General features: G+C 33.2%; 21 protein-coding genes. 6 read left to right on the top strand and 15 right to left on the bottom strand.

Going from position 1 to position 25531, the window contains the following annotated elements:
* Nucleotides 1-129 precede the first annotated feature (129 nt).
* Both ACQQ6V_RS05320 and ACQQ6V_RS05325 read left to right on the top strand, forming a co-directional pair.
* Nucleotides 130-1098 carry a LacI family DNA-binding transcriptional regulator gene (locus ACQQ6V_RS05320; RefSeq protein WP_448844515.1) on the top strand — a complete coding sequence of 323 codons (969 nt, stop codon included), beginning with the start codon at nt 130-132 and terminating at the stop codon, nt 1096-1098.
* Nucleotides 1099-1339: 241 nt separating this feature from the next.
* On the top strand, nt 1340-3487 hold the full coding sequence (locus ACQQ6V_RS05325; protein ID WP_448844516.1) for an endonuclease MutS2: 2148 nt from the start codon (nt 1340-1342) through the stop codon (nt 3485-3487).
* Nucleotides 3488-3568: 81 nt separating this feature from the next.
* Here the strand turns inward: ACQQ6V_RS05325 and ACQQ6V_RS05330 are convergent, their stop codons facing one another.
* The 7 genes from ACQQ6V_RS05330 to ACQQ6V_RS05360 form a co-directional block, all read right to left on the bottom strand.
* Nucleotides 3569-4156: an HD domain-containing protein gene (locus ACQQ6V_RS05330; RefSeq protein WP_448844517.1), complete on the bottom strand. Its 588-nt coding sequence runs from the start codon at nt 4154-4156 to the stop codon at nt 3569-3571.
* A gap of 2 nt (nt 4157-4158) precedes the next feature.
* Entirely contained in the window at nt 4159-4851 is a 693-nt protein-coding gene (pepE, locus tag ACQQ6V_RS05335; RefSeq protein WP_448844518.1) for a dipeptidase PepE, read from the bottom strand.
* 321 nt (nt 4852-5172) lie between these two features.
* Complete coding sequence (locus tag ACQQ6V_RS05340; RefSeq protein WP_448844519.1) at nt 5173-7620, bottom strand: TonB-dependent receptor plug domain-containing protein; 2448 nt, start codon at nt 7618-7620, stop codon at nt 5173-5175.
* 363 nt (nt 7621-7983) lie between these two features.
* Nucleotides 7984-8793 (bottom strand): 3-deoxy-8-phosphooctulonate synthase, encoded by an 810-nt coding sequence (gene kdsA, locus ACQQ6V_RS05345; protein ID WP_448844520.1) that lies wholly within the window; start codon nt 8791-8793, stop codon nt 7984-7986.
* 79 nt (nt 8794-8872) lie between these two features.
* The gene (locus ACQQ6V_RS05350) at nt 8873-9400 is read right to left on the bottom strand and encodes a DUF1697 domain-containing protein (protein WP_448844521.1); all 528 of its coding nucleotides are present in this window, start codon (nt 9398-9400) and stop codon (nt 8873-8875) included.
* 10 nt (nt 9401-9410) lie between these two features.
* Nucleotides 9411-10760 carry a hypothetical protein gene (locus tag ACQQ6V_RS05355; RefSeq protein ID WP_448844522.1) on the bottom strand — a complete coding sequence of 450 codons (1350 nt, stop codon included), beginning with the start codon at nt 10758-10760 and terminating at the stop codon, nt 9411-9413.
* A 15-nt stretch (nt 10761-10775) separates the two neighbouring features.
* The gene (locus ACQQ6V_RS05360; RefSeq protein WP_448844523.1) at nt 10776-14264 is read right to left on the bottom strand and encodes a glycosyltransferase family 117 protein; all 3489 of its coding nucleotides are present in this window, start codon (nt 14262-14264) and stop codon (nt 10776-10778) included.
* 222 nt (nt 14265-14486) lie between these two features.
* Here ACQQ6V_RS05360 and ACQQ6V_RS05365 point away from each other — a divergent pair, with 222 nt between their 5' ends.
* Together ACQQ6V_RS05365 and ACQQ6V_RS05370 are read left to right on the top strand one after the other, a co-directional pair.
* Entirely contained in the window at nt 14487-15524 is a 1038-nt protein-coding gene (locus tag ACQQ6V_RS05365; RefSeq protein ID WP_448844524.1) for a PLP-dependent cysteine synthase family protein, read from the top strand.
* Between the two features lie 57 nt (nt 15525-15581).
* Entirely contained in the window at nt 15582-16853 is a 1272-nt protein-coding gene (locus ACQQ6V_RS05370) for an aminotransferase class I/II-fold pyridoxal phosphate-dependent enzyme (protein WP_448844525.1), read from the top strand.
* A 185-nt stretch (nt 16854-17038) separates the two neighbouring features.
* On the opposite strand, the gene ACQQ6V_RS05375 is transcribed toward ACQQ6V_RS05370, so the two are convergent.
* The 3 genes from ACQQ6V_RS05375 to amaB form a co-directional block, all read right to left on the bottom strand.
* Nucleotides 17039-17266 carry a DUF2007 domain-containing protein gene (locus ACQQ6V_RS05375; protein ID WP_448844526.1) on the bottom strand — a complete coding sequence of 76 codons (228 nt, stop codon included), beginning with the start codon at nt 17264-17266 and terminating at the stop codon, nt 17039-17041.
* A gap of 72 nt (nt 17267-17338) precedes the next feature.
* Nucleotides 17339-18676, bottom strand: a complete 1338-nt coding sequence (lat, locus tag ACQQ6V_RS05380) for an L-lysine 6-transaminase (RefSeq protein ID WP_448844527.1) — start codon at nt 18674-18676, stop codon at nt 17339-17341.
* Between the two features lie 44 nt (nt 18677-18720).
* The gene (gene amaB, locus ACQQ6V_RS05385) at nt 18721-20268 is read right to left on the bottom strand and encodes an L-piperidine-6-carboxylate dehydrogenase (RefSeq protein ID WP_448844528.1); all 1548 of its coding nucleotides are present in this window, start codon (nt 20266-20268) and stop codon (nt 18721-18723) included.
* A gap of 238 nt (nt 20269-20506) precedes the next feature.
* On the opposite strand from amaB, the gene ACQQ6V_RS05390 reads away from it, so the two are divergent.
* Nucleotides 20507-20662 (top strand): hypothetical protein, encoded by a 156-nt coding sequence (locus ACQQ6V_RS05390; RefSeq protein WP_448844529.1) that lies wholly within the window; start codon nt 20507-20509, stop codon nt 20660-20662.
* A gap of 16 nt (nt 20663-20678) precedes the next feature.
* Here the strand turns inward: ACQQ6V_RS05390 and ACQQ6V_RS05395 are convergent, their stop codons facing one another.
* Together ACQQ6V_RS05395 and era are read right to left on the bottom strand one after the other, a co-directional pair.
* Nucleotides 20679-21104 (bottom strand): DoxX family protein, encoded by a 426-nt coding sequence (locus tag ACQQ6V_RS05395; RefSeq protein WP_448844530.1) that lies wholly within the window; start codon nt 21102-21104, stop codon nt 20679-20681.
* A 45-nt stretch (nt 21105-21149) separates the two neighbouring features.
* A complete protein-coding gene (gene era, locus ACQQ6V_RS05400) occupies nt 21150-22025 on the bottom strand; it encodes a GTPase Era (RefSeq protein ID WP_448844531.1) in 876 nt (291 codons plus the stop codon).
* Between the two features lie 128 nt (nt 22026-22153).
* On the opposite strand from era, the gene ACQQ6V_RS05405 reads away from it, so the two are divergent.
* Nucleotides 22154-23158, top strand: a complete 1005-nt coding sequence (locus ACQQ6V_RS05405) for a DHH family phosphoesterase (RefSeq protein WP_448844532.1) — start codon at nt 22154-22156, stop codon at nt 23156-23158.
* On the opposite strand, the gene ACQQ6V_RS05410 is transcribed toward ACQQ6V_RS05405, so the two are convergent.
* Genes ACQQ6V_RS05410 through ACQQ6V_RS05420 form a run of 3 tightly spaced genes read right to left on the bottom strand, consistent with a single transcriptional unit; the run spans nt 23155 to nt 25490 of the window.
* A complete protein-coding gene (locus tag ACQQ6V_RS05410) occupies nt 23155-24231 on the bottom strand; it encodes an acyltransferase family protein (RefSeq protein WP_448844533.1) in 1077 nt (358 codons plus the stop codon). The two genes, ACQQ6V_RS05405 and ACQQ6V_RS05410, sit on opposite strands and share 4 nt — an antisense overlap.
* Nucleotides 24232-24987, bottom strand: coding sequence for an alpha/beta fold hydrolase (locus ACQQ6V_RS05415; protein WP_448844534.1), 756 nt, complete (start codon nt 24985-24987; stop codon nt 24232-24234).
* A 5-nt stretch (nt 24988-24992) separates the two neighbouring features.
* A complete protein-coding gene (locus ACQQ6V_RS05420) occupies nt 24993-25490 on the bottom strand; it encodes a hypothetical protein (protein ID WP_448844535.1) in 498 nt (165 codons plus the stop codon).
* Between the last annotated feature and the right edge of the window lie 41 nt (nt 25491-25531).

Genomic DNA, 25531 nt, shown 5'->3' on the forward strand with positions numbered 1-25531 from the left:
GCGGTGGATAACTTTTAAATAAATTAACTTTACGTTAACAATTTAATCTTATTAATTTAACAAATATTAACAAAAATAGATCCATAAATTATTCTTATTTTCTCCCAATAATTTATGCTAAAAGTCAAAATGAAAAGAACGACTATAAAAGACCTTGCAGAAATGCTTCACATAAGCACTTCAACTGTTTCAAGAGCACTGAAAGATCATCCTGATATCAGCAGTTCTGTAAAACTCAAGGTTAGAGAAGCTGCAGAAACATTTAATTATATTCCCAATGACTTTGCCATTAGTTTTAGAAAAAAATCTTCTAAAGTGATTGGGCTTATTGTACCAGAAATATCTATGTTTTTTTTGCCATCTATTATTAATGGTATTTCGTCAATTCTCAATAAAGAGGGCTATCGCTTTTTCATATTGTCTTCTGACGATTCTTATGGGACTGAAAAAGAACATATAGAAACCTGCATTAATTCAAGAGTAGATGGTATCCTCATCTCTTTGACCAAGGAAACAAAAGATTGTGAACATTTGAAGAAATTAAAAGACATGGAAATCCCAGTAGTCATTTTTGACAAAACTGTTCCTCAGGATATTTTTGAATCTGTCGTTTTTGATAATGTAAAAAATGCTGAATTGTGCGCCGAAAAGTTAATTGATTATGGAAGCAAAAATATTCTAGCCATCTTTGGTGATGAAAATTTAGAAATTACCCAAAATAGATTGATTTCATTTGAAAGTCGTATGAAGCAATTTCCTGAAATTACCCTAAATATTATCTATTGCAAATCTGCTGATATTGTAAAGGAAAAATTAGATATATTGTTAGACGATGATTCTATTGATGGTTTTTTTGCGATGAGTGATGAGACGCTGATCGGTCTTCATAGTTCCTTAATAAAAAGAAATCTTAACAATACCAATAAGAAAGTGGTTGCAATAAGTGAAGGAACACTTCCGAAATATCTAGATGAAACTTACGAATATCAGATTAACGACGGATTTGAAATGGGAACTTTTGCTGCAACAAAATTAATGAATAGTATCAAAAAAAAGATTGATATAACAAAAGAAGACATTCTAATTCATTATTTATAATATGATAAAATTATATCTTATTTGACAGCAAATACTAAATTAAAAACGAATAAATAATTTGCCAAAGCATATTTTTGAAAACAATTTTTATATTAAAGCAAGTATTTACGTCTTATCCTCTTCCACGTTTTACAATTAACATATAATGGATATTTCTTTGGTGCTGAGTTCTTATAAAGCTTGTAACAATGTTGCAAATTTTTTGTTTTTGTAAGATTGACCTTTTATCTATATTTGCATTGTGCAAGTATCTCAAGAAAATTTACAAGAATTAGAATTTCCGAGATTGCTAGGCGAAATTGCGCCATTAGCTTACTCCCAGAAAATCTCAGAAAAAATCCTTCATTTAAAACCAATTCCTTTAGATGAAGCAGAATTATTACTAAAAACAACCTCAGAATATCTAAGTTCGTATGAAAGCGACAATGCCATTCCTTTTGATGAATATGAAGACATCGAAGAAGAGCTAAAAGTTATTCATATAGAAAATTACCGTTTAGAAAACCACGCCTTTATAAAGATTAAAAATATCACAGAACAGATTGGAAAACTGAAAACTTATTTTCCTAAGATGTTAGATATTTTCCCTAACCTGAATAACGAAATTAAAGACATTGACTTTCAAAAAGTTATTTTAGAAAAAATCAGTCAAGTTTTTAACCGTTTTGGTGAAGTAAAAAGTGAAGCCTCTCCTGACTTAAAAATCATCCGAGCAGAGATGCAACACGCCAGAAAAGCCATTCAGGAGAATTTTAATCGCGCGTTAACTGCGCTTGGACAAGGTGATTTCTTAGATGATATCAGAGAAAGTATTATTGATGACCAACGTGTTTTAGCCATTAAGTCGGGTTACAAAAAAAGAGTTCCCGGACGGACATTGGGCGTTTCTAAAACTGGATCTATCACTTACATCCAACCAGAAAGTGTCGTAAAACATTACTTTAAACTTCGTGAAAATGAAGAACAAGAGAAAAAAGAAATTGATAAAATATTACGACAATTAACGGCAGAACTGGCAGACTATCAACCGCAACTTAGCAACTATCAAGATTATATCTTTAACCTAGATATTACAAGAGCCAAAGCGAGGTTTGCTAAGCGTATTAATGGGATCTTACCTAAGATTAATCGTCATAAAAGCATGAAGTTAATCAATGCTTTCCATCCCTTATTATGGTTGCAGAATAAAGCCGAAAACAAAGATATTTACCCTCAGACTTTAGAGTTATCTGACAAGAACAGAATCATCTGTATTTCTGGTCCTAATGCTGGTGGAAAATCTATCACACTGAAAACTTTAGGACTGATGCAATTGATGATTCAGTCAGGGATTTTGGTGCCTGTGCATCCTAGAAGTGAGATGTTTTTCTTTGATAAAATCATGACCGACATTGGCGACAATCAATCCATAGAAAACCATCTATCTACCTACTCTTCTCGTCTAAAAAAGATGGCAAAAATCATCCGAGAATCTGATGAAAACACCTTGTTATTGATTGACGAGTTCGGGACGGGATCTGATCCAGAATTGGGTGGTGCTTTAGCAGAAAGTTTCTTAGAATTTTTCTATCAAAAGAACAGTTTTGCGATTATCACAACGCATTACACTAACATTAAGCTAGTGATTGAGCAACTTCCTAATGCGATTAACGCGGCAATGCTCTTTGATGAAGAAACGCTAGAACCGATGTACAAGTTAGAGATTGGGCAGGCGGGAAGCTCTTTCACCTTTGAGGTGGCTGAGAAAAACAGAATCCCTAGGTTTATCATTCATAATGCGAAGAAAAAAGTAGAACACGACATTGTCAATCTCGACAAAACGATTGTTAAACTTCAACAAGAAAAATATGAAGTCGAAAAGCTAAAAACTGATCTTACAGAACGTAAAGAATCTGTTGAAGACAAGCGCGACAATCTCCAAAAACTGAATGAACAATTGCAGCAAAAGCTGTTCAACTTTCAGAAATTGTATGAGGAAGAACACCGCAAACTGCAATTCGGGAACAAGATAGAAGGCTTTATAGAAAGCTATATCAAAGGAAAACCGAGGAAAGATGTGGTGAAAGATTTTGTTAAAATATTAGAGCAAGAAAAATTCAGGAAGCTGGATACCGACAAAGACGAAAGCAAAAAACTCCAAATTGTAAAGCGGAAAATTACTCAGCAATTAAAGAAAGAAGATGTCATCGAAAAGATTGCCGAAACTCAAGAAAAAATCGAAGAAAAGAAGCAAACAGAACGAGCCGTCTGGATGAAGATTGGACAACGCGTAAGGATTAGCGGCAGCACAAGCGTGGGTACAATAGAAAAAATATCCAAAGAAAAAGTTACCGTTAATTACGGAAGTTTTAAAACTGTGATTAATGCCAACGAGTTAGAAAGAATATAATTAGAAAAACCTTGAGATAATTCTCAAGGTTTTTTATTTTCTATCATCTAAAGCTATACTAATTTTCCAAAATGATTTTAATTAAACCAATTTACCTTCGTCAATATTTCTTTCCATTAATACATCAAAGACTTCTCCCATCTCGTCCGAAGCTCTTTTGATAGCATTTTCTAACATATTTCTGACTTGATGTTCTGTAACACCTGCTTCTGTCCAGCTCTTCGCATCTGTATAAGAGTTAAGAATAAACGGAATAATACGATCTATAGCACATGCAAAGATGGCATCTGGCGTCGTTTCTTCTTCAAATTCTATCCAAAGATTATAGAACTCTGTCGCCATATTTTCATCTAAAATCCCGAAGATCTTCTTTGCTGCGACTTTCTCTCTTTCAAATTTTCCTTCCATCAACTTTTCGTCAAACAGAAAAGTATCGCCTGCATGGATCTCTACTAAATCATGAATAGACAACATTCTTATCACCTTTAGCAAGTCTATTTGCTCTTTATTCTTGGCATAAGGATAAAGAATCTGTGCGAGAATAACGATCTGCCAACTATGTTCTGCTGTATTTTCTCTGCGAGAGTCATCTGCGTTGTAATTTCTACGCTGTACATTCTTAAGCGCATCAACCGCCAAGATAAAATCTATTTCTTTTTGTAATATCATTGTTATAATTCTGTACTCGATGTAACCTCGTAGGCTTGTTTATTTCTCTCAAAAATCCGTGTAGATTGTGATCCTTCTACGGTAATCTTACTTCCAATTTTTCTAATCCAATTACCTTCTCTTAAGCCAACTACTTTTGTGTCATTTTGAGTCAAAAATTCTAAAATTCTCGTTTCTCTTGTTTCACCATTATGATGTAACTCTGGATGAGGATCCAGATAATGTGGATTAAGATTGAAAGGTACCAATCCCATACAATCAAAACTTGGTGGATAGACAATGGGCATATCATTACTGGTTTTCATATTAATACCGCCAATATTACTGCCCGCGCTACATCCAAGATAAGATTTGCCCAACTCAACGTTAGTCTTAAGAACACTCATTAAGCCTTCTTCATGCAAAGTCTTTACTAATAAAAATGTATTACCTCCGCCTGTAAAGTAAGCTTTAGCTTGGTTAATAGCTTCTATTTTGTCTTCAAACTCGTGTAAACCTCTTACTTTAATATCCATTGTATCGAAGAAGCTTTTCGCCATTTCGGTGTAAGCGTCATGCGTCATCCCGTCTGGTCTTGCAAAGGGAACAAACAATATCTCGTCTATGCCTTGATACAAATCTTGAAGTTGTGGTCTTAAATATTCTAAAAATTTTTCTCCATATAATGCAGAGGTTGAGGCTAATAAAATATTCATTCTTATTTTTTTTAATTGATGAATTATTACTATCAAACTAAACTATTGTCTAATCTAAATGACTACCAAATTTCGGGAATATATAGTGATTGAGGAAATTTTTCGTTGTTAAATATTCTCAATTTTTTGCGTGAGGGCGAAGCGCATTGTCGGAGCTCTTTTCTAATATGGCGAAGCACAGCGAAAGCCTTATTAGAAAAAGCGACTGCGCGCAGACCGACGCCAGTGAGGAACTGGAGGCGCGAGCGAAGCGAGCGCCGTAAGTTACCGAGCTGGCGACACGCCATAAAAAAAGCTCCACATGATGTGAAGCTTAGGTTGTTATAGTTTGAATTCTAATTTTACATTAAAGAATCTTCCCGTTAATCTTACAGGCACAGGATAATAAGCCGAGCTGTTGACATCGCTCACCCACTGATTAGCCACCGTGTTATTAATATTAAAGGCATTAAAAATCTGAACTCCCAATGTTAACTCACGGAAGTTAGACCAGAATCCTGCTGCAACTTTATTATCTTTTTGATCGATAAATACTTTGCTAAGACCAATGTCTACACGCTTGTAAGATGGTAGTGTTTTCTGATAATTGTAGGCACCTAAATAATCTGGTTGTCCTTCTTTATTGAATAAAACAGGCGTCCCAGAAGGTAATCCATTGGCATAAACTAAGGTTAAATTAACCTTCATACTTGGGAACTTAGGCATATAATCCTGATAGAATACCGAGAATCTTAATCGTTGATCGGTTGATCTTGGGATATAACCGTGGTTATCTATATTCTCATAAACTCTTGCATAACTTGCAGAAATCCAAGAGTCAACTCCTGGCACAAACTCTCCAAATAACCTTGTATCTAAGCCATACGCATAACCTTCGGCATTATTTTTACCAGAATATCGGATTCTCACATTATCCAGATAATAAGGAATCAGTTTATCCATTTTTTTATAGTAAACTTCTGTGGTTAGCTTAAAAGGTTTTGAATCTTTATTGTCTCCCAAACGGAACTCGTAATCGTTACTTAAGATAATCTGGTAAGATCTTTGCGCTTCTATATTAGGGTTGAAATCTCCATTAAGATCTTTGATTTCTTTATAAAAAGGTGCTTGATAATAGACACCACCTGTAACCTTGAACAACATATCTGTATTATCCCAATTAGGTTTAATCGCAAATTGTGCTCTTGGACTTACTAAAGTTTCTTTGTTAAAACTCCAATTTTGCACCCTTACACCTGCATTTACAAAGACTTTATTATCTCCCCAATCGAATTTTTTAGAATACTGCGCATAAGCTGATAATCTCGTAGGATCTATATTATTAGCACCAGCGATATTATATTTTAGTTTTAATTGAGAAGCATCTAGATTACCTGGCAATACAAAATTTCTTGGCGTACTATAACCCAAAGAATCGACTAACTGCCACTCGTTGGTATTATCCTGAAGTTTTTCTTTTTCAATCTTTGCACCAACTTCAATATCTGTATTTACATCTGGTGAGAATCTTGCTCTCAATTGCGCACCATAAGTCTGAACCTTAAGATCATTTCGTGCATGATCTATCTGTCCTCCTGCATCATAAGTCGCTACAGGCGATCCTGTTTCTGGATCAAAGGATTGCAACATATAACCCGAGGCAATGCTGTAATATTCTTTTTCTCGGTTCTGATAAGCAAAAGCGTCTACATTAACGTTCCATTGTTTGGTTGGCTTAAAGTTAAGACTGAAAGTCCCCATCATATTCTTATACTTGTCATTTTCTTTACCATTGTACATGACTGATAATCTAATGGGCTGTTGTAGACTTCCGAAATCTACTTCTTTGCTTTTCGGGATCATTTCGTAATCATTTTTAGAAAAATATCCAATAAATGATGCCGACCATTTTTCATTAATATTAAAATTAATATAAGACTGCAAATCCATATATTGAGGATTGAAATCTGTATCTTCATTAAGTGTATTAAGCACCAAATTGGTATTTCTGTATCTAGCACTTACAATAGCAGATAATCTTTTATCCTTAGAAGCACCACCAAGCGTTAATCTTCCTCCAATTAAAGAAGCTTCTCCCGACAACTCGAATTTCTGAGGTTGCTTATAATAAATATTAAGCGCAGATGACATCTTATCGCCATATCTCGCCTCAAAACCTCCTGCAGAAAAGTTAACAGCAGATACCATATCTGGATTAATAATACTTAATCCTTCCTGTAAAGAATTTCTGATTAAAAAAGGACGGTAGATCTCGATATCATTAATATAAATTAAATTTTCGTCATAATTACCGCCACGCACCATATATTGAGAACTCAACTCTGTATTAGAGTTAACAGAAGGCAGAGTCTTAAGAAGTCCTTCTACACCACCAGATAATGATGCAACCTGTTGTGCTTCTCTAGGTGAAATCTCTATAGAACTAAGGTCATTAGACTTTGGTCTAACTCTTTTCTGAAAAATAATTTCTTTAATCTCATTAACCTTTGTTGTTTCAAGAAAAAGAACATTTACATTCTGAACTTTTGGTGATGGTTTTATACTTTTAGAAAATGATTTAAAATCTTGTTTTTCTACAAGTAAACTTTGCTCGGTTGTAGCAATAGGAACTTTAACAAAACCATTATTATCTGTGATATACTCTTGATTATTGTATGTTACCTTAGCTTGTGAAACCGCTTTGCCATTCTCGTCTAGAACCTTGAGGTTTACCTGAGAAAACAACGCCATTGGCAACAAAACAAAAGCCGATAAGATATATTTTTTCAATGCGATAAATTTTAATGGTTAAATATACAATTTCTCTTTGTTACTGAAAACCAGAAAAGTTGATATAAATTGTATAAGTCCAAAATTATTTAGCAAACCACAATTCAATAACGATTAAACAACATTAAATCAAATAAATTAAAAAATAAATAACAAAACATTTTTTTTATTGAAAACTAATCAATAATTTAGTTTTACAAAAGAAATGATTATTAATTACGACACCTCTAATTAATGTCATAATTAATCATAAAATCATTTTTTGTTGGTAAAAACTTTCATATTAGTTAAATTAATTAGTAAAAAAGAAGTTTGGAATAATCCAAACTTCTTTAATTTTACAGCTATATGTTGACAATTCTATTATAAAATTGCTTCTCTTACTCTTGTTAATTTTGCTAATAAATCGTCTAAAAGATCTAATCTTAACATATTAGCACCATCTGACAATGCAGTCTCTGGCGTTGGATGCGTCTCTATAAACAAGCCATCTGCACCAACCGCAATACCTGCCTTTGCAATAGTTTCTATTAACTCTGGACGACCACCAGTCACACCAGAACTTTGATTAGGCTGTTGTAAAGAATGCGTTACATCTAGGATAACTGGCGCATATTGTTGCATCGTTGGGATACCTCGGAAATCTACAACAAGATCTGTATACCCGAAAGAATTACCGCGCTCTATAATTGCAACTTTTTGGTTGTTAGAATCTGTGATTTTTTGAACCGCAAATTGCATAGATTCTGGTGACAAAAATTGACCTTTCTTAAGACTCACACATTTGCCTGTCTGTGCTGCCGCTACTAACAAATCTGTCTGACGAACCAAAAATGCAGGAATCTGCAACACATCCACATATTGTGCAGCCAAAGCAGCATGTTCATTTTCGTGAATGTCTGTTGTCGTAGGAATATTAAAAGTTTCTCCTACTTTCTTAAGAATCTCAAGAGATTTTTCTTCACCAATAGACGTAAAAGAATCTACTCTACTTCTATTAGCCTTCTTGAAACTTCCTTTAAAAATATACGGAATATTATATTTATCAGTAATCGTAATCACTTTCTCTGCAATTCTTAGCGCCATATCTTCTCCTTCTATAATACAAGGACCAGCAATTAAGAAAAAGTTTTTAGAATCTTTATGTTGAATGTTGTCTAAATATTGAATCATTTTATTTTAAATTTTAAAGTCTTGTAAAATTACTCATAAACTTTCAAAATCGAAAAGGATTAGAAACTAGATTTCATTTTTAAAACTTATTGATTATTTTTTCTAGAGTATTAATATTTCTACTCGTAAATTGATCTTTGAGAGATTTTTTTCCTAATATTTTACCAAAAGAAGAGCTCAATGTATTTCCTTTTTTGACTTGCCAATAGAAAACAGAATTGACAATTTTAGCATTTTCTTCTTCTGACTTTGTTGATAAATCGAATTCTTTTAACAAAACATTTTCGATATTATCCTTCCCGATAAAAACATAAAGATGCTGATCAGATTCTTGCGAGAATGCTTTATTTTCAAATATACTAATCACCTCAGATTTTGATTTCAAAAATAAAAAAGCTTCGTAATTAAAATAACTTGATAAGGCTTTTTCTAAAGTTGACTTTAAGTCAGAACGACTTTTATCTGATGAAAAAATAATATTTCCGGTTGCTAAAACCGAAGTGACATTGAGCATGCCAGCGTCTTTAAAAACCTGACAAACCTCTGCCATTTTCATGGTTGTACCATTGACATTAACACCTCTCAAAAATGCACAAAACTGCTCCATCCCCATAAAATTACCAATAATAATTACCTATAGTCTGCATGCCAAATGTCTGTAATAAACATAATAAATAAATTACAGAAAGGTCTTTCACCTGCAAATCTTTTAAGAATAAAACAAATAGCGGAACGATGAACAAACATGCTCTTGCAGTTTCGCCTGTACCATAAGCTCCCGTCAAAAACATAACTCCTAAAGCAATAATTCCTGAAAAAGAAAAAATATTAATTTTGGCGTTTGCAAACATCTTAATATTATCATTCTTAAAGCTGAAAAAATAAGCCACGTAAGCAAAAGAAAGGAAAAATAAAATCTCAACAACATCTTCTAATCGCGTAAAGAAATAAACAATTGGCGAATGCAATAGCATAAATCCATTTTTATTTTCGGAACGACTAGCATGAAGAAAAGTTTCTAATTGGTCGCTTCCTGTCAAAAGATATAATTGGTAAAAAAATACAACAAATAAAACACTTACAATCACTGAGGTAATCGTAACAAAATACTGTTTTCTAAATAGTGTTATTAAAGAAATAACACCTAAAAACGCAAATAAAAACAATCCTGAAAACGATAACAAATTAGTTGCGACTAAGCCTAGAAACAATGATAGAAGTGATAAAAAACTGATTTTATTCTTGATAAAAACACTTGACAATCCACAGAAAAATAATAAAGATGTAGTCAGAATAATACCATCAATAGAAACTAATAAGTAAATATTAACCGATGGAATTATCGCAAATAATATCAAAATTAATTGGCGTTTTGATTTTTCTATATCAAAATTTTTCATCAATTGATTCATTAAAGGAAAGCTAAGACATGATAATGCAAAAAATGATAAGCTTAATCCTAAAATATTACCTTTAAAAATATCTAAAAAAAGATAATGAATTAACGTCGTGTAAGGCGGATGCGTCTTGGTATGCAATTGAAAACTTTCTAGATTTTGATTAAAATCCTTCAACCAAATTTGCCAATCTGTAATATTTATAGCATCTGCGTAATATTGTCTTCCTTTAAAATAGAATGGCTGCAAAAAAGCAATATCAATATTACCTTGTGCTAAATTACCCAATACTACCAAAAGAATACAAAGTATATAAAGCCAGAAAAAATTAAGTTTTTGATGTGCAGTGTAAGCTAATAATCCAACACCTAAAAAAAGAAAACCAAATAAAATACCCGTAAAAAGAAATGCCGAAGGATATACTACAGAAAAAGGAAATAAAATACTATTCCCCGTAAAAATGACATATTCATTAAGTCCGAAAACAACAGCCGCCATAAATAACCAAATCCCTATCGCGCCAAAAAAAACGCCGATAGGGAAATTAGATTCTTTTAAATATTTTATCATATAATATTCTATATATTACTGAGCTACTTTCATTAATGCTCTTGTTACTTGATCCTCTTTTTCGGTGGCGTAAGTAGTATCAAATTTATTCATCACATCAAATAAATATTGATAAAAATTAGTGATATTTTGAGATTTGTCAATCTGATTAAAGGCTTTTTCTTTGCCCATCTGTTGCATATCTTTTATAAAAGCATCAAATCTTTTATCAATAGTATTGATAGATTTTTCGGTATATTCTTGCGCTTTTTTGGTCTCTCCTATTTTAATATAAGCATCTGCTACCGCACCAACAATCAAAGAATACTCTAATGGTTTCATTCTTATTTGTCTAGAAGAATTCATCTGGAATCTTTCTGGTAAATTAATAAAATAGTCATAATCCTTGAAAATTCCTTTTTTAAGATCTTCTGCTAGCTGCAAGCCTTTAGCTTCTTGTCCTGCAACAATATAACCAAAAACTATAGAACTTAAAGATCTAGGATCATTATATCTTGAAACTGGGATTTCTGTATCCACTAAGCTTAACAATTCTACCGCTTTAGATTTTTGATTAGTTGCCACCAAAGCATCTACTGCACGACTTACCGAAGAACGATAGGTTACAATATTTTGCATTGCAGTCTCATCATAATGATTTTTAAGATTTTTAAAATTACCCCATTTATAATTTTTAACAATATTATAAAGGTTATTAGCATTAACTCTTCCCATCTCACCTGATTCTTTCTGAGGTGTTTTTATAGGAACTAATCGGTAACTAAAGCCATCGTACTGCAAGTAATCTCCCAGGTAAGCAATATTTTCGTTTTCATAGATACCGCCTGTTGAGAAGTTAATTGGGCGTTTCCAATCAAAATGTGCTAGGATGTCAAGAAGCATTAGATTATTTTTAAACAAGCTATTGCTTTTATAATCAATAACAAGTTCTTTTTCTGCCAATGGAGCTTCTTCAGCGGTAATAATCCCAGATTTTACAGCACTATTAACATCTACAGGAATCGTAAACTTAGAGACTGGTAAGAAGTTGAAACGCTCTGTTTTGCTATTCTCACCAAAAACCATTTTCAGTATTTCTGTTTTATTTTCAGATGACATTTTTAAGAAGTTAATCGCATCCTTAAGGCTCATAGAGTCCTGAACAAGATATTTTCTAAACTCAGCAAATTCTGTTTCTGGAGCGCCAGCTTGTTCTAGATTAGCAAAAATAGTCTGCCAATCTTTTTTACTCATTATAAAAATCTGATCATTAGTACCATCACGATAATTATCATGCGTTAACCCAGACGGCACTGGCATTGCATTATATGTTTTTCTTTTGACTTGATCGAGATACCAAGGCGTCGCCAATAAAGTAAAATTAACAACCTTCACATCACTTCTAAATTCTTCTGTCTCTTGTAATCCCCAGACTGGATAAGTATCATTATCACCGTACACAAACATAATGTCATTCTTAGGCAAAGATTTTAAAGCCGAATAAGAATAATCATATGCTGCGGTGCGATCACTTCTGTCATGTACATTATAATTTTGGAAACCCATCATCAATGGCACTCCCAATAATAGAACCCCAACACCAATCTGCGCCGAAGAAGATTTTACTTTTTTCTGAACGTAATAATAAATACCAGCGACTCCAAGACCAATCCAAATAGCAAATGCATAGAAAGAACCCACCATCGCATAATCTCGTTCTCTAACCTCAAAAGGCTTCATACCAGTATAGAAAACAATCCCCACACTTGTAATGATAAACAAAGATAATATTGCATAAAAACGTCCAAAATCTCTATTTAATTGGAAGAAAAAGCCTAAAATACCTAATATTAAAGGTAACATAAAGAAATAAACAGTACTTTCATTTCTATAATTTTCAGGCATATCACTTTGGTTACCCCACAGGTTATCATCAATCGCAGAGATACCTGTAATAAAATTACCATTAGTATTTTGCATATTGCCCTCTAAGTCATTTTGTCTTCCAGAGAAGTTCCAAAGAAGATATCTAACAAAATAATAATAGTTTTGGAAAGTAATAAAGTAATCTAAATTCTGAGCCAAAGATGGACGCTGAACGTTAATTAAATTAAATTGTTTCGCTTTATTATAATCATCCATTCTGATAGATCCATTCTCAAATTTCTTTCTTAGATCATCAAAATATTGTTTCGCTTCTTGGCTATTTGCCGCATCTTCATTATCATAATTGAAACTGAAATCTGGCGCACCATACATAGAAATATAATTAGGAATAATAGACTTGTCCTCACTAAACATTCTAGGTAAAAAACTAACATGAGCAGGGTTGAAAACATAATTAAATCGATCACCCACTACTCTATAACGTCCAGTTTTTTCATCTTTTTCGTAGACGTCACCAGTTTTAATAGTTTTAAAACTTCCATCTTCGTTCTTCTGGATACCGTTAGCGTCAAGATAAGCCGTATAATTCTGACCATATAAGGTAGGCCAATCTCCATATTGTACACGATTATAATAATCCAGCATTCCAATCGCATTATCAGGATCATTAAGGTTCATTGGAGGATTAGCGTTCGCTCTAATAGGAATAACCATCCAACAAGAAAACCCTATAATCATATATATAATAGACAAGGCAATCGTTTGAAATACATTTTTCTTCGATTTTCTAGCAAAATTAACAATGAAATAACAAGCTAAAATTAAAAGAACAAAAGCAAAAATAGTCCCACTATGGAAAGGCAATCCTAACCCGTTAACAAAGAATATTTCACTTTTCCCGAACAAGGTCATTATCAATGGGAAAATCCCTTTGAAAACAACTCCTAATATAACTAAAGTCACCACATTAGCAACCACAAAGGACTTCCAAGTGAAAGAATAATTTCTAGTATAATAAATAAGACAGGCAGCAGGCACAGCTAGCATACACATCATATGGACACCTACAGAAAGTCCTGTTATGAAGAATAACAGAATAATCCATCGCTCACTCCCCTCTTTTTTATATTCATTTTCCCATTTTGTAATACACCAAAGTATTAATGCAATAAAAAGAGATGCCATCGCATAGACTTCACCTTCTACAGCAGAGAACCAAAAACTATCAGAAAATGTAAAACATAGAGCACCAACAACACCAGAAAATAAGATACCGATACCTTCTTGATTAGAAACCTCCTCAAAGTCTTTATTCAGCAATCGTCTCACCAGATGTGTAATCGTCCAAAATAAAAATAAAATTGTAAAGGCACTAAAGGTTGCAGACATCGCATTAATCACCAATGCGTAATTACTCGCATTGCCTAATGCAAAAACAGCAGATACAGCACCAACTAATTGAAAAAGAGCAGCACCTGGAGCGTGAGTCACCTCTAACTTAACAGCTGAGGAAATATACTCACCACAGTCCCAAAAACTCAAAGTGTGTTCTATTGTTGAGATATAAGTAAAAAATGCAATTGCAAAAACTACCCAACCTAGGATAGTATTCCATTTTTTAAAAGTCCAATTCTTCATAAGATATACAAATTACTGCGAAATTAAGACTTTTCTATGAGTTTTGTTTGATTTTAACAAAAAATAAACTTTGGCTTAAAATTTGGAGAGTCGATTATCGTTTGTTAACTTTATAACACCATAAAACAGATTATAAATAACAAGTTTATTCAAATAAAATTGGAAAACTTTGCTTTTTTTTGTTAATTTTGCAAACAGTTTTTTAGAGAAAAATGTTAAATAATGACTAATGTATACGATAATATTCTTGGCTTAATTGGAAACACACCTTTAATTCGATTAAATCAAGTTACAAAGGAAATCCCTGCAACTGTATACGCGAAGTTGGAATCACACAATCCCGGCCATTCTACTAAAGATAGAATAGCGTTACACATTATAGAAAATGCCGAGAAAAAAGGACTTTTAAAACCTGATTCTGTCGTGGTTGAGACCACATCAGGAAACACAGGATTTTCTCTGGCAATGGTTTGTATTATAAAAGGATACAAATGTATTTTGGCAGTTAGTGACAAAACTAAACCTGAAAAAATTGCATATCTTAAGGCATTAGGCGCTACCGTCTATGTATGCCCAGCCAATGTTGCTGCAGATGATCCTCGTTCTTATTATGAGGTTGCAAGAAGAATTTCTGAAGAAACACCTAACTCTATCTACATCAATCAGTATTTTAACGAATTAAATATTGATGCACACTACCAGACAACTGGTCCAGAAATATGGGAGCAGACACAAGGTAAAATCACACATCTACTAGCGTGTACTGGTACAGGCGGTACGCTATCTGGATCTGCTAAATTCTTGAAAGAAAAAAATCCAGATATCAAAATTATAGGTGTAGATGCAGATGGATCTATTCTTAAATCTTTCCATGAGACAGGTGCGATTAAGAAAGAAGACATTCATCCTTATCAGATAGAAGGTATGGGCAAAAACCTAATCCCTTCCGCTTTATTATTTGATAAAGTAGATGAATTTGTCCGTGTTAATGATGAGATGGCTGCTTATAGAACCCGCGAAATTGCCCTGAAAGAAGCAATTATGGGCGGATACACAACTGGCGCAGTAACGCAAGGATTTTTGCAATATGCCAATTCTAATGAATTGAAAGAAACTGATACTGTTGTTCTTATTTTCCCTGATCATGGCTCTAGATACATCTCTAAAGTCTATAGTGATCAATGGATGCAAGAACAAGGCTTCATCAACAACTGTGTACATAATTACGAAGAAGTTTTTAAAACTGAATATATCAAATAAAATATGTCCCGATTTTTATCGGGATAATTTTTAACTAAAAATCAAAAAATACTTTAGATGGATATTTTTGACAGAATTAAACAAAACCCAGGACCATTAGGACAATTTGCAGATTATGCAGAAGGTTATTATATTTTCCCTAGACTAGAAGGGCCAATTGGTCCAAGAATGCAATTTCAAGGGAGAGAAGTAATCTTCTGGAGTGCCAATGATTATTTAGGATTATGTAATCATCCTGAAGTTTTGGAAGCTGATGCAAAAGCAGCTGCAGAATACGGAATGTTTTACCCAATGGGTGCAAGAGCAATGTCCGGCGAGACTGATCAGCACTTACAATTAGAAAGAGAATTAGCAGAATTTGTTCAGAAAGAATCTGCATATCTATTGAACTTCGGATATCAAGGAATGGTTTCTACCATTGATGCTCTAGTTTCTAGAAACGATGTAATTGTATATGATGTAGACTCTCATGCATGTATTGTGGATGGTGTTAGATTACACTCAGGAAAACGTTTTACGTACAGACACAATGATATAGAAAGCCTAGAAAAAAACCTACAAAGAGCTAAGAAAGTAACTGAAGAAACAGGAGGCGGAATCTTAGTAATCACAGAAGGTGTTTTCGGAATGAGAGGGCAACAAGGTAAACTGAAAGAAATTATTGCACTTAAAGAGAAATATGGTTTCAGGATTTTGGTAGACGATGCACATGGATTCGGGACACTTGGTGCAACTGGTGCTGGTGCTGGAGAAGAGCAAGGTTGTCAAGATGAAATTGATGTTTACTTTTCAACATTTGCAAAATCTATGGCAGGTTTTGGTGCTTTTTTAGCAGGAAATAAAGAAATCATCCGTTACCTAAAATTCAACCTTAGATCTCAGATCTTTGCAAAATCATTGACAATGCCAATGGTAATTGGAGGATTAAAGAGATTAGAATTGTTAAGATCTAGACCAGAAATTAAAGCTAAGCTTTGGGAAAATGTAAATAAATTACAATCTGGATTAAGAAATATAGGTTACAATCTTGGTGATACCAATACTTGTGTAACACCAATTTTCATCCAAGGTAATCCTATCGAAGCTATGATGTTGGCCAAAGATCTTAGAGAAAACTATGGTATTTTTACCTCTGTAGTTTCTTATCCTGTAATTCCAAAAGGAATGATTTTGTTAAGATTAATCCCAACTGCTTCTCATACAGATTCTGAGATTAACGAAACACTTGAAGCTTTTGAAGCCATCTACAAAAAATTAGAAACGGGTTACTACAAAGAATTAGAAGCTCAACAAATTAAAGAAAAAAACTTAGCTTTTAAAGCTATATAAAGAAATAAAAACTGCTCTACTTGAGCAGTTTTTTTTGTATCTACTAACAATTTATTATCTAGAAAATATTAAAATTTCCTTTTAGCCTTCCTTTAAAAATAGAATTTAAGAAATAGATAAAAAAATCGGGACTATAATAAAATAATCCCGACTTCTGTAAAACGTAAAATTTAAAAAATATGAAACTAGTTTTTGGTGTTTTGTAAATAATTATCTATCACTTCAAAAGCCTTGCTTTCATCTTGTAGATCCACTTTCAACATCATATTTGTTGCTGTGGGCGTTGTCAGAAAAGAAAGATATGCATTTTCTACTTCACTTTCTATACCAACTTCTTGTAATTTTGACTTAACTAATTGTATTTCCTGTGCATTGCTACTTTCAAATACGGAAACGCGTGTTACTGTACTCATAATCTTGTTCTTTTAATATTAAACTGCGTTTTGAATGTACAATTTACAAAAAATAATCAGAACTAAATGAGATTAATGCAAATTATTTGTTAATAATTCATCAATTTTATTTAAAACTAACTGCAATTCTTCATTTTTCACATTAAGATGTGGACGGAATCTCAATGACTTATCACCACAAGTCAAAATGATGATTCCCTCTTCATAAAGCTTTCCTTGCAGCCAATTTCTGGTCTCGCCATCCTTAAGATCGAAAGCGCACATAAGTCCCTTCCCTCGAGAAGCAAAAACATCTTGCGGAAATTTTTCTTCTAACTTACTAAGTCCATCTAATAAAAACTGTCCCGCAACTTTAGAATGTTCAACGAGATTTTCTTGTTCAATAATTTCCAAAACCAACTGGAAACGCAACAAGTCTATAAAATTACCACCAAAAGTAGAATTAATCCTAGAACTTTCTGTAAAAACATGATGCTCAACTTCATTCATCTTTTCTTTATTAGCAAGAATCCCACATACTTGTGTTTTTTTACCAAAGACAATAATGTCAGGATTAATAACGCTTTGCTGAAAAGCCCACATCGTTCCCGTCATTGCAATACCTGTTTGTACTTCATCAAAAATTAAAAGAATATCGTTATCATCGCAAATTTTTCTTAGGCTAACAAAAAACTCATCTCGGAAATGATTATCGCCTCCCTCCGCTTGGATTGGTTCGAGAATAATACAAGACACTTGATTAGGATTAGACAAAATAGTTTCTTGTATATGCAATAAAGCTAATTGTTCGTTTTTAATTGTTTCTTGAGTACCTTCTTCCGTTATTGGAAAATTTATTTTGGGGTTGATGATTCTCGGCCATTCAAACTTTGGGAAATATTGATATTTTCTAGGATCCGAAGTATTGGTCAAACATAAAGTATAACCACTTCTCCCATGAAATGCTTGCTTAAAATGAATTGCAACGCTCCCTTCTGTGTTAATATCTTTCTGCCAATTTTTTCTTGTTTTCCAGTCAAATGCAGCCTTCAAAGCATTCTCCACTGCCAATGCACCGCCTTCTATAAAGAAGCAGTATTCTAATTCTTTCGGAATGGCAACACGCTCAAAAACTTCCATAAAATCAGCGTACTCCTGAAGATATACATCACTAAGCGTTGGCTTATAAACTGCCATTTTACCCAACCAAGATGCTTTTTCTACAATATATGGATGATTATATCCTACTGCCGCAGAGGCAAACATAGAAAACATATCTAGATATTCTTTTCCCGTTAATCTATCTACAATCCAAGAGCCATGGGATTTTTCATAATCCATCACGAAATCAAATCCATCTGCTAAGATGTGCCTTCCTAATGTTTCTTTTACTTTATTAATTGGGTTATTTATAACGTTAGTTGTACTCATTTTATATTAATATTTTGTGATTTGGTGTAAGTGTTAGTTTAATTTTAAATATCGAATTTGATACCTTGTGCCAATGGCAATCCAGTAGAATAATTGATGGTATTGGTCTGGCGTCTCATATAATACTTCCAGGCATCTGATCCACTTTCTCTGCCACCGCCAGTTTCTTTTTCGCCCCCGAAAGCACCGCCGATTTCTGCACCAGAAGTCCCGATATTAACATTGGCAATACCGCAATCTGATCCTGCTTGAGATAAGAACAATTCTGACTCTCTCAAATTCTGAGTCATTATCGCAGAACTTAATCCTTGTGGTACGTCATTTTGTATAGCAATAGCTTCTTCTAAAGTTTTATATTTAATTAAATATAAAATTGGCGCAAATGTCTCATGCTGAACAATTGCAAAACTATTTTCTACCTCTGCAATACATGGTTTTACATAACAGCCTGAAGTATATGCATCGCCTTCTAAGACGCCGCCTTCCACTACAAAATTACCGCCTTCTTTTTTGCATTTTTCGATAGAATCAAGATATTGATTAACGGCTTGTTGGTCAATTAACGGTCCAACATGATTATTGATATCTAATGGATTTCCTATTTTTAATTGACCGTAAGCTTTTACTAATCTATTCTTTACTTCATCATAAACATCTTCTTGGATGATTAATCTCCTTGTCGATGTACAACGTTGTCCCGCAGTACCAACAGCACCGAAAACAGCGCCAATAATACTCATATCAAGATCAGCCTTATCAGAAATAATAATGGCATTATTACCACCTAATTCTAAAATACTCTTTCCAAAACGAGCCGCTACATTCTTATTAACTTCTCTACCAACTTTTGTAGATCCTGTAAAAGAAATTAATGCAACACGCTTGTCATTAACCATTAGATCACCAATCTCATGATCTGCAACTAATAAGCTAGAAATACCTTCTGGCAAATTATTTTCGCGGATAACTTCAGCAATAATATTTTGGCAAGCAATGGCGCAAAGTGGTGTTTTCTCTGAAGGTTTCCAGATACAAACATTTCCTGCAATCCACGCCAGAGCGGTGTTCCAGCTCCATACAGCTACCGGAAAGTTAAATGCTGAGATAATCCCAACAACTCCCAACGGATGGTATTGCTCATACATACGATGTCCAGGTCTTTCTGAATGCATTGTAAAACCGTGAAGCTGTCTTGATAATCCTACTGCAAAGTCGCAGATATCTATCATTTCTTGTACCTCACCAAGTCCTTCTTGCAATGACTTCCCCATTTCATAAGACACCAGTTTTCCTAAATCATCTTTATAAAGTCTTAATTTGTCTCCAAATTGTCTAACAATTTCGCCACGCTTAGGAGCAGGAATCATTCTGAATTCCTTAGATGCTTGGTGAGCCTTATCTATAACCGTCTGATAATCCTCTACCGAACTACAAGTTACCTCTGCAATATCTTCTCCATCTGTAGGTGATTGACTTACAATACTTTTTCCTGTGGCAAAGAATTGAACTCCTGTCGATGATCCTTGGTTAGATTGCTTTATTCCTAGATTCTCGAGTGATTTATTAATTTCAAATTGGTCTGTTGTCTTCATTATTTAAAATTGATTTGTATGTTGCTAAAGATAAAGATTTATTTTCAAAACCTACAAAATCGTCAAAATTCTACAAAATCAAAATAATAGATTATATTATTGAGTATAATGCTAAGGATAGCATTTATCAAATACAAGATCTAAGAATATCCCCTTAGTTAATTATTTATTTGTATTTAATCTAAATAAATTTTGCTTTAAAAATAACAAAATCATAGATTTGTACAAAATATAAAACATGGAAGAACAGCCAGAAAAAAATTCGAAACTAAAACTTTGGTTTAAAAGAGTTGGTGTTGGTGGGTTGATTTTTTTTACAGCAAAAGGTCTAGTATGGCTTGCTGTATTTTACTTTGGCGCAGATGCAGTATTTGGAAGTTGCGCACAGAAATAAAAAATTCGTTACTAGATTAGTAACGAATTTCTTTTTTTGAGAATATTTTATCCAAGGAATATTTTCCTGGTCCGAGTAATAATATAAGAATATAAAAGACTAGATATACAATACTTAATTCTTTAACAGAATAGTCATCTGCAGCATGAATCATAAATGCTGCAACTAACATTGTAATGACCAATGGTATTGTCAGCCATCTTGTAAAAAGTCCTAAGATAATAAAAATCGAACAGAAAAATTCTGCAAAAACTACTAAAACTAGAGAAATTACAGGACCTAATCCCAGAAAATCCATAAATTGAATTTCGCCACCCGCAGTTAATTGCTGTAATTTAGGAAATCCATGTGTTAACATAGAAGCTCCTGCAAATACCCTTAACAGCAAAGAGGCTAGATCTATTAGATTCTTACTAACGTAAGTAGATGATAGTTTACTCATAAGTTCTATTTAAAATTCAAATCTAATAAAAATTTCATACAAAGCCTATCGATAACCGAAGTTTTTAAGATCTCTGTCGTTCTTTCTCCAATCTTTTTTAACTTTTACAAAAATATTAAGATGTATTTTCTTAGAAAAGAATTTTTCTAAATCCTGACGTGCTTCGGTACCTACTTTTTTCACAGCTTCACCTTTATGCCCAATGATAATTCCTTTTTGAGAATCTCTTTCTACATAGATAATGGCGTCGATAAAAATAATGCCTTCTTTTTCTTTGAAAAGCTCTGTTACAACTTCTACAGAATATGGGATTTCTTTATCATAGTTAAGCAAGATTTTCTCTCTAATACATTCGTTTACAAAGAAACGTTCTGACTTATCTGTATATTGATCTTTATCGTAATATGGTGGATTTTCTGGCAATAAAGATTTCAGTTTTGGTAAAATATATTCTGTATTGTACGCATTAAGTGCAGAGATTGGTAATATTTCTGCCTTTGGAAATCTCTTATGCCAAAATTCTACTTTAGCCTCTAGATATTGTTGATTGGTTTTATCTACCTTATTAAGTAATAAAAGAACAGGTACAGGGATTTTAGTTAATCTATCGATTAGATATTCTGATGGTTCTTCTTGATCGTTAATATCAGCAATCATCAAAAATACATCAGCATCTTGAAGGCTTTCTTTAACAAAATCCATCATTTTTTCTTGCAATCCGTACTTAGGATCTAGTACACCTGGCGTATCAGAAAATACAATCTGCACATCTTCTTCGTTATAAATCCCAAAAATACGGTGACGTGTAGTCTGTGCTTTTTGAGTAACAATAGCCAACTTCTCTCCCATTAATTGGTTAAGCAATGTTGATTTTCCGGCATTAGGTTTTCCTACGATATTTACAAATCCTGCTTTGTGCATTTCCTATTTTTTTGCAAATTTAAGGATAATAAAAATGAGTTTCATCGTTTAAAACTTTAATCTTACTTTTCCTTATTAAAACTATCAAAATTGACTACCTTTGAACTTCAAAAAATTCCATTTTATCTATGTTTAGTACACAAGAACTTTCAGAAATAGAAAAACTCTTAACTCCCAACCATAATATTGTTATTACCACACATTATAATCCTGATGGTGATGCAATTGGATCTAGCTTAGGACTCTATCATTTTTTGAAAACCAAAGGTATAGAAGCTACAATCCTTGTCCCTAACGACTTTCCTAAATTTCTAAAATGGATGCCCGATGCTAAAAAAGCAGTCATTTCAGAATATAAAAGAAAACAAGCTGGCGAAGCTATTTATAACGCTGATGTTATCTTTTGCTTGGACTTCAATTCGCCAACAAGAGCAGGGATTTTAGGTGATTGGATTACTAAATCTCACGCCAAAAAAATCTTAATAGATCATCATCAGATGCCAGAGAAATTCGATTTTGTTTACTCTGACACGACAGTTCCTGCAACTTGCCAGATGGTCTATCATTTTATCCAAGCTTTAGGAGATGAGCACCTTGTTAATGTGGATATTGCACAATGTCTTTATACAGGTATTATGACTGATACTGGCGGTTTCCGCTTTAGATCTACCAGTGCAGAGACGCATCGTATTATCGCTAATTTGATTGAAAAAGGTGCCGATCCAGCGATTATTACAAGTAATACTTGGGATAACAATACCATTTCTAGACTTAATCTTTTGTCGTTAGTATTAAGCCGAATAGAAGTTGTAAAAGACGGAAAAGTTGCTATTCTATGGTTAAAACGTGACGAACTAAAAGCTATGGGCTTCGAGAAAGGCGATACCGAAGGTTTTGTTAATTATGGATTAAGCATTGGCGGAACCAAAATGGCGGTATTCTTCATGGAAGATCTTTACGATGATTTTATCAAAATTTCTTTCCGATCTAAGGATGATATTGACACCAATGCTTTTGCACGAAAACACTTTAAGGGAGGCGGACATATTAACGCTTCTGGCGGAAAATATATGAAGTCCATAGAAGATACGATTATCGATTTTAAACAATATATTAATGAAGAGGATTTTTAGTCCTCTTTTTTTGTATTTAACCTCAAGAAAAAAGATTCAAAATATTGGTAAGAAATATGAGCTAGACTTATCGTCAATACAACATTAAAGATTGTATAAAGCATCACAAATAAAGCCTTATTAATTGATACTAAATCCGGAAAAACTTTAATAACCAAAAATCCTGTAATCTGAAAAACAATCGCATGAAGCATGTAGATTCCGTAAGAAATTGTGCCGAGATATTTTAGTTTTGATTTCTGTAAAAATGCAATAGGTTGGTCTATTAAGCAAACAATAAACAACGGAAACAACATCATGCTTACAAACTGATAAGCGATTTCTGATAAATTCTCCACAAAATAATCTGTAAAAAAATATGCTATTGTCACACCAAATATCAATGTTTTAAAAAGCCAATTAATCTTTCTTTGAGTCAAAATTTTAGTATGAAAAATAGCCGTCATTCCGCTTATGGAGAAGAAATAAAAATAGACTTTATTCGCTTTTAAAAAAGAAGGAAATTCTAGATTAAACATCAAAAAATAAACGACTGTAAAAATACCTAAAAACCATGCAATCTTTCTTAATGGTAACAAAAATATAGCTGGTGCAATGAGCAAATAAAATTGTTCTTCTATCCCAATAGACCAGAGAATTTTTATAATTCCGCCAGGATTGTAACCCGCCAAAACATTCGAAAAAAAAGTTCCGCCCAAAAATATAGCTTCGAGAATAGAATAATTTTTCTCGCCAACATCAAATCCTAATCGTGGCAAAATCAAATTATAATACAGTAATCCAAAAATCAACACCGCATAATACAAGGGAAATATCCTCAGTATTCTTCTTCTATAAAATGTCTTGATAGAAATCTGCCCCAATGTTAATTTCTCATGATAAAGATTTCTAATAATTAAAAATCCACTTAATGAGAAAAACGCATAGACCGCTTCTGTGCCTTTATGTAAAATTGCAGCGTCCGCAAAAAACGGAAACCCTCTATTCTGCGAGAATTCTGGCAGATGATATAATAAAACAAGTAAAGCTAAAAAAAATCTTATCGCCGTTATATTGGGTAAACTTCTATCCATTTACAACAATTCTGTATTAATAATTTCTGCGCAAATACTCGGCTTTTCCCAATGACCATTATGACCACAATCCAAAAGATAAGCTTTGATATTCTCACGCTCAGGAAGCTCTGCAATTGTTTTGATAGAATTAATAGCATTATCAAATCGACCTAAAATCAATAAAACTCTTCCTTCAAAATTCTCTAAAACACTTCTACGATTTGGGCGTTCTATCATGCCTTTTTGTGAGGCTAAAACCCCAGCAATGCTTGCCGTATAAGCAATTTGTTTCGCGAGTTCTATCTCGTCCCTAAGTTGATCTCTTTCATTAATCCCGAAAAGATTAGGAATTCCTGCATTGGCAAAAGCTTGATAATTATCGCTAATAACTCTAAGGCTTCTTTGGCGAATACTTTTCTTTTCTGCATCGTCTTCAAAATACGTCGAAAAAAACAGGCTTAAACTCTTCAAACTTTGAGGATATTTTTCTGCAAAAGCTAACGCAACATAACCGCCCATAGAATGTCCGAACAAATGGAAATTTGTCACTTCTAGATAATGCATAAGTTTTTCAACTTCGTCTGCGATAATTTCCATAGTTTGGATTTCGGCAATAGATTCTGACTTACCAAAACCAGGCAAATCTACTTTAACCAACTGAAAATCCTCAGAAAGATATCGCTCAATATCATCCCAAATTGTAAGATTTTCCATAAAACCATGTAGCAAAACCAAAGTCTCTTTACCGCTACCAGAAATTTCGTAATGAAGCATATTTTTTAGAATTTAATATAAATTTGATCCGAAAATCCAAAACTATTAACTGACTCATGAAGCTTAAATGTCTTACAGCCATCTTTAGTAAAAAAGATTTTCTTACCACTTCTCACATCCAGTTTTCCGTTTTCATAATCATGAATGCTTTGTTTTATTGTCCCTTGAAACTTCAGATTATTTTTAGAAATCATCTGCCCAACGCCATCAATTTTAATATAATTATTTCCGTTTTGCAGAGATCCTTTAATCGAATATTCGTCTTTGCCAGCTTTAGCAAAATCAATTTTCCCTTGACCTTTTATCATATCATGCGTCAAAACATGCGTGCCTACTAAGTTATTATAGCGATCCTTCGCCATAATACTATCGTTGATCTTCTGTCTAACCAAATTAATAGAGTCGACAATCTTGGTACTATCGACTTTACTGCTTTGTGTTTCCTCAGCTTTTTTGCAAGAAAATATGGAGAACGCGATTAAAAATAACGCTAGTTTTTTCATGATTATATTTTAAGTCTAAAATAAATAAAAAAAGAGCATTT

The sequence above is a fragment of the Chryseobacterium electrogenes genome (assembly GCF_053553015.1).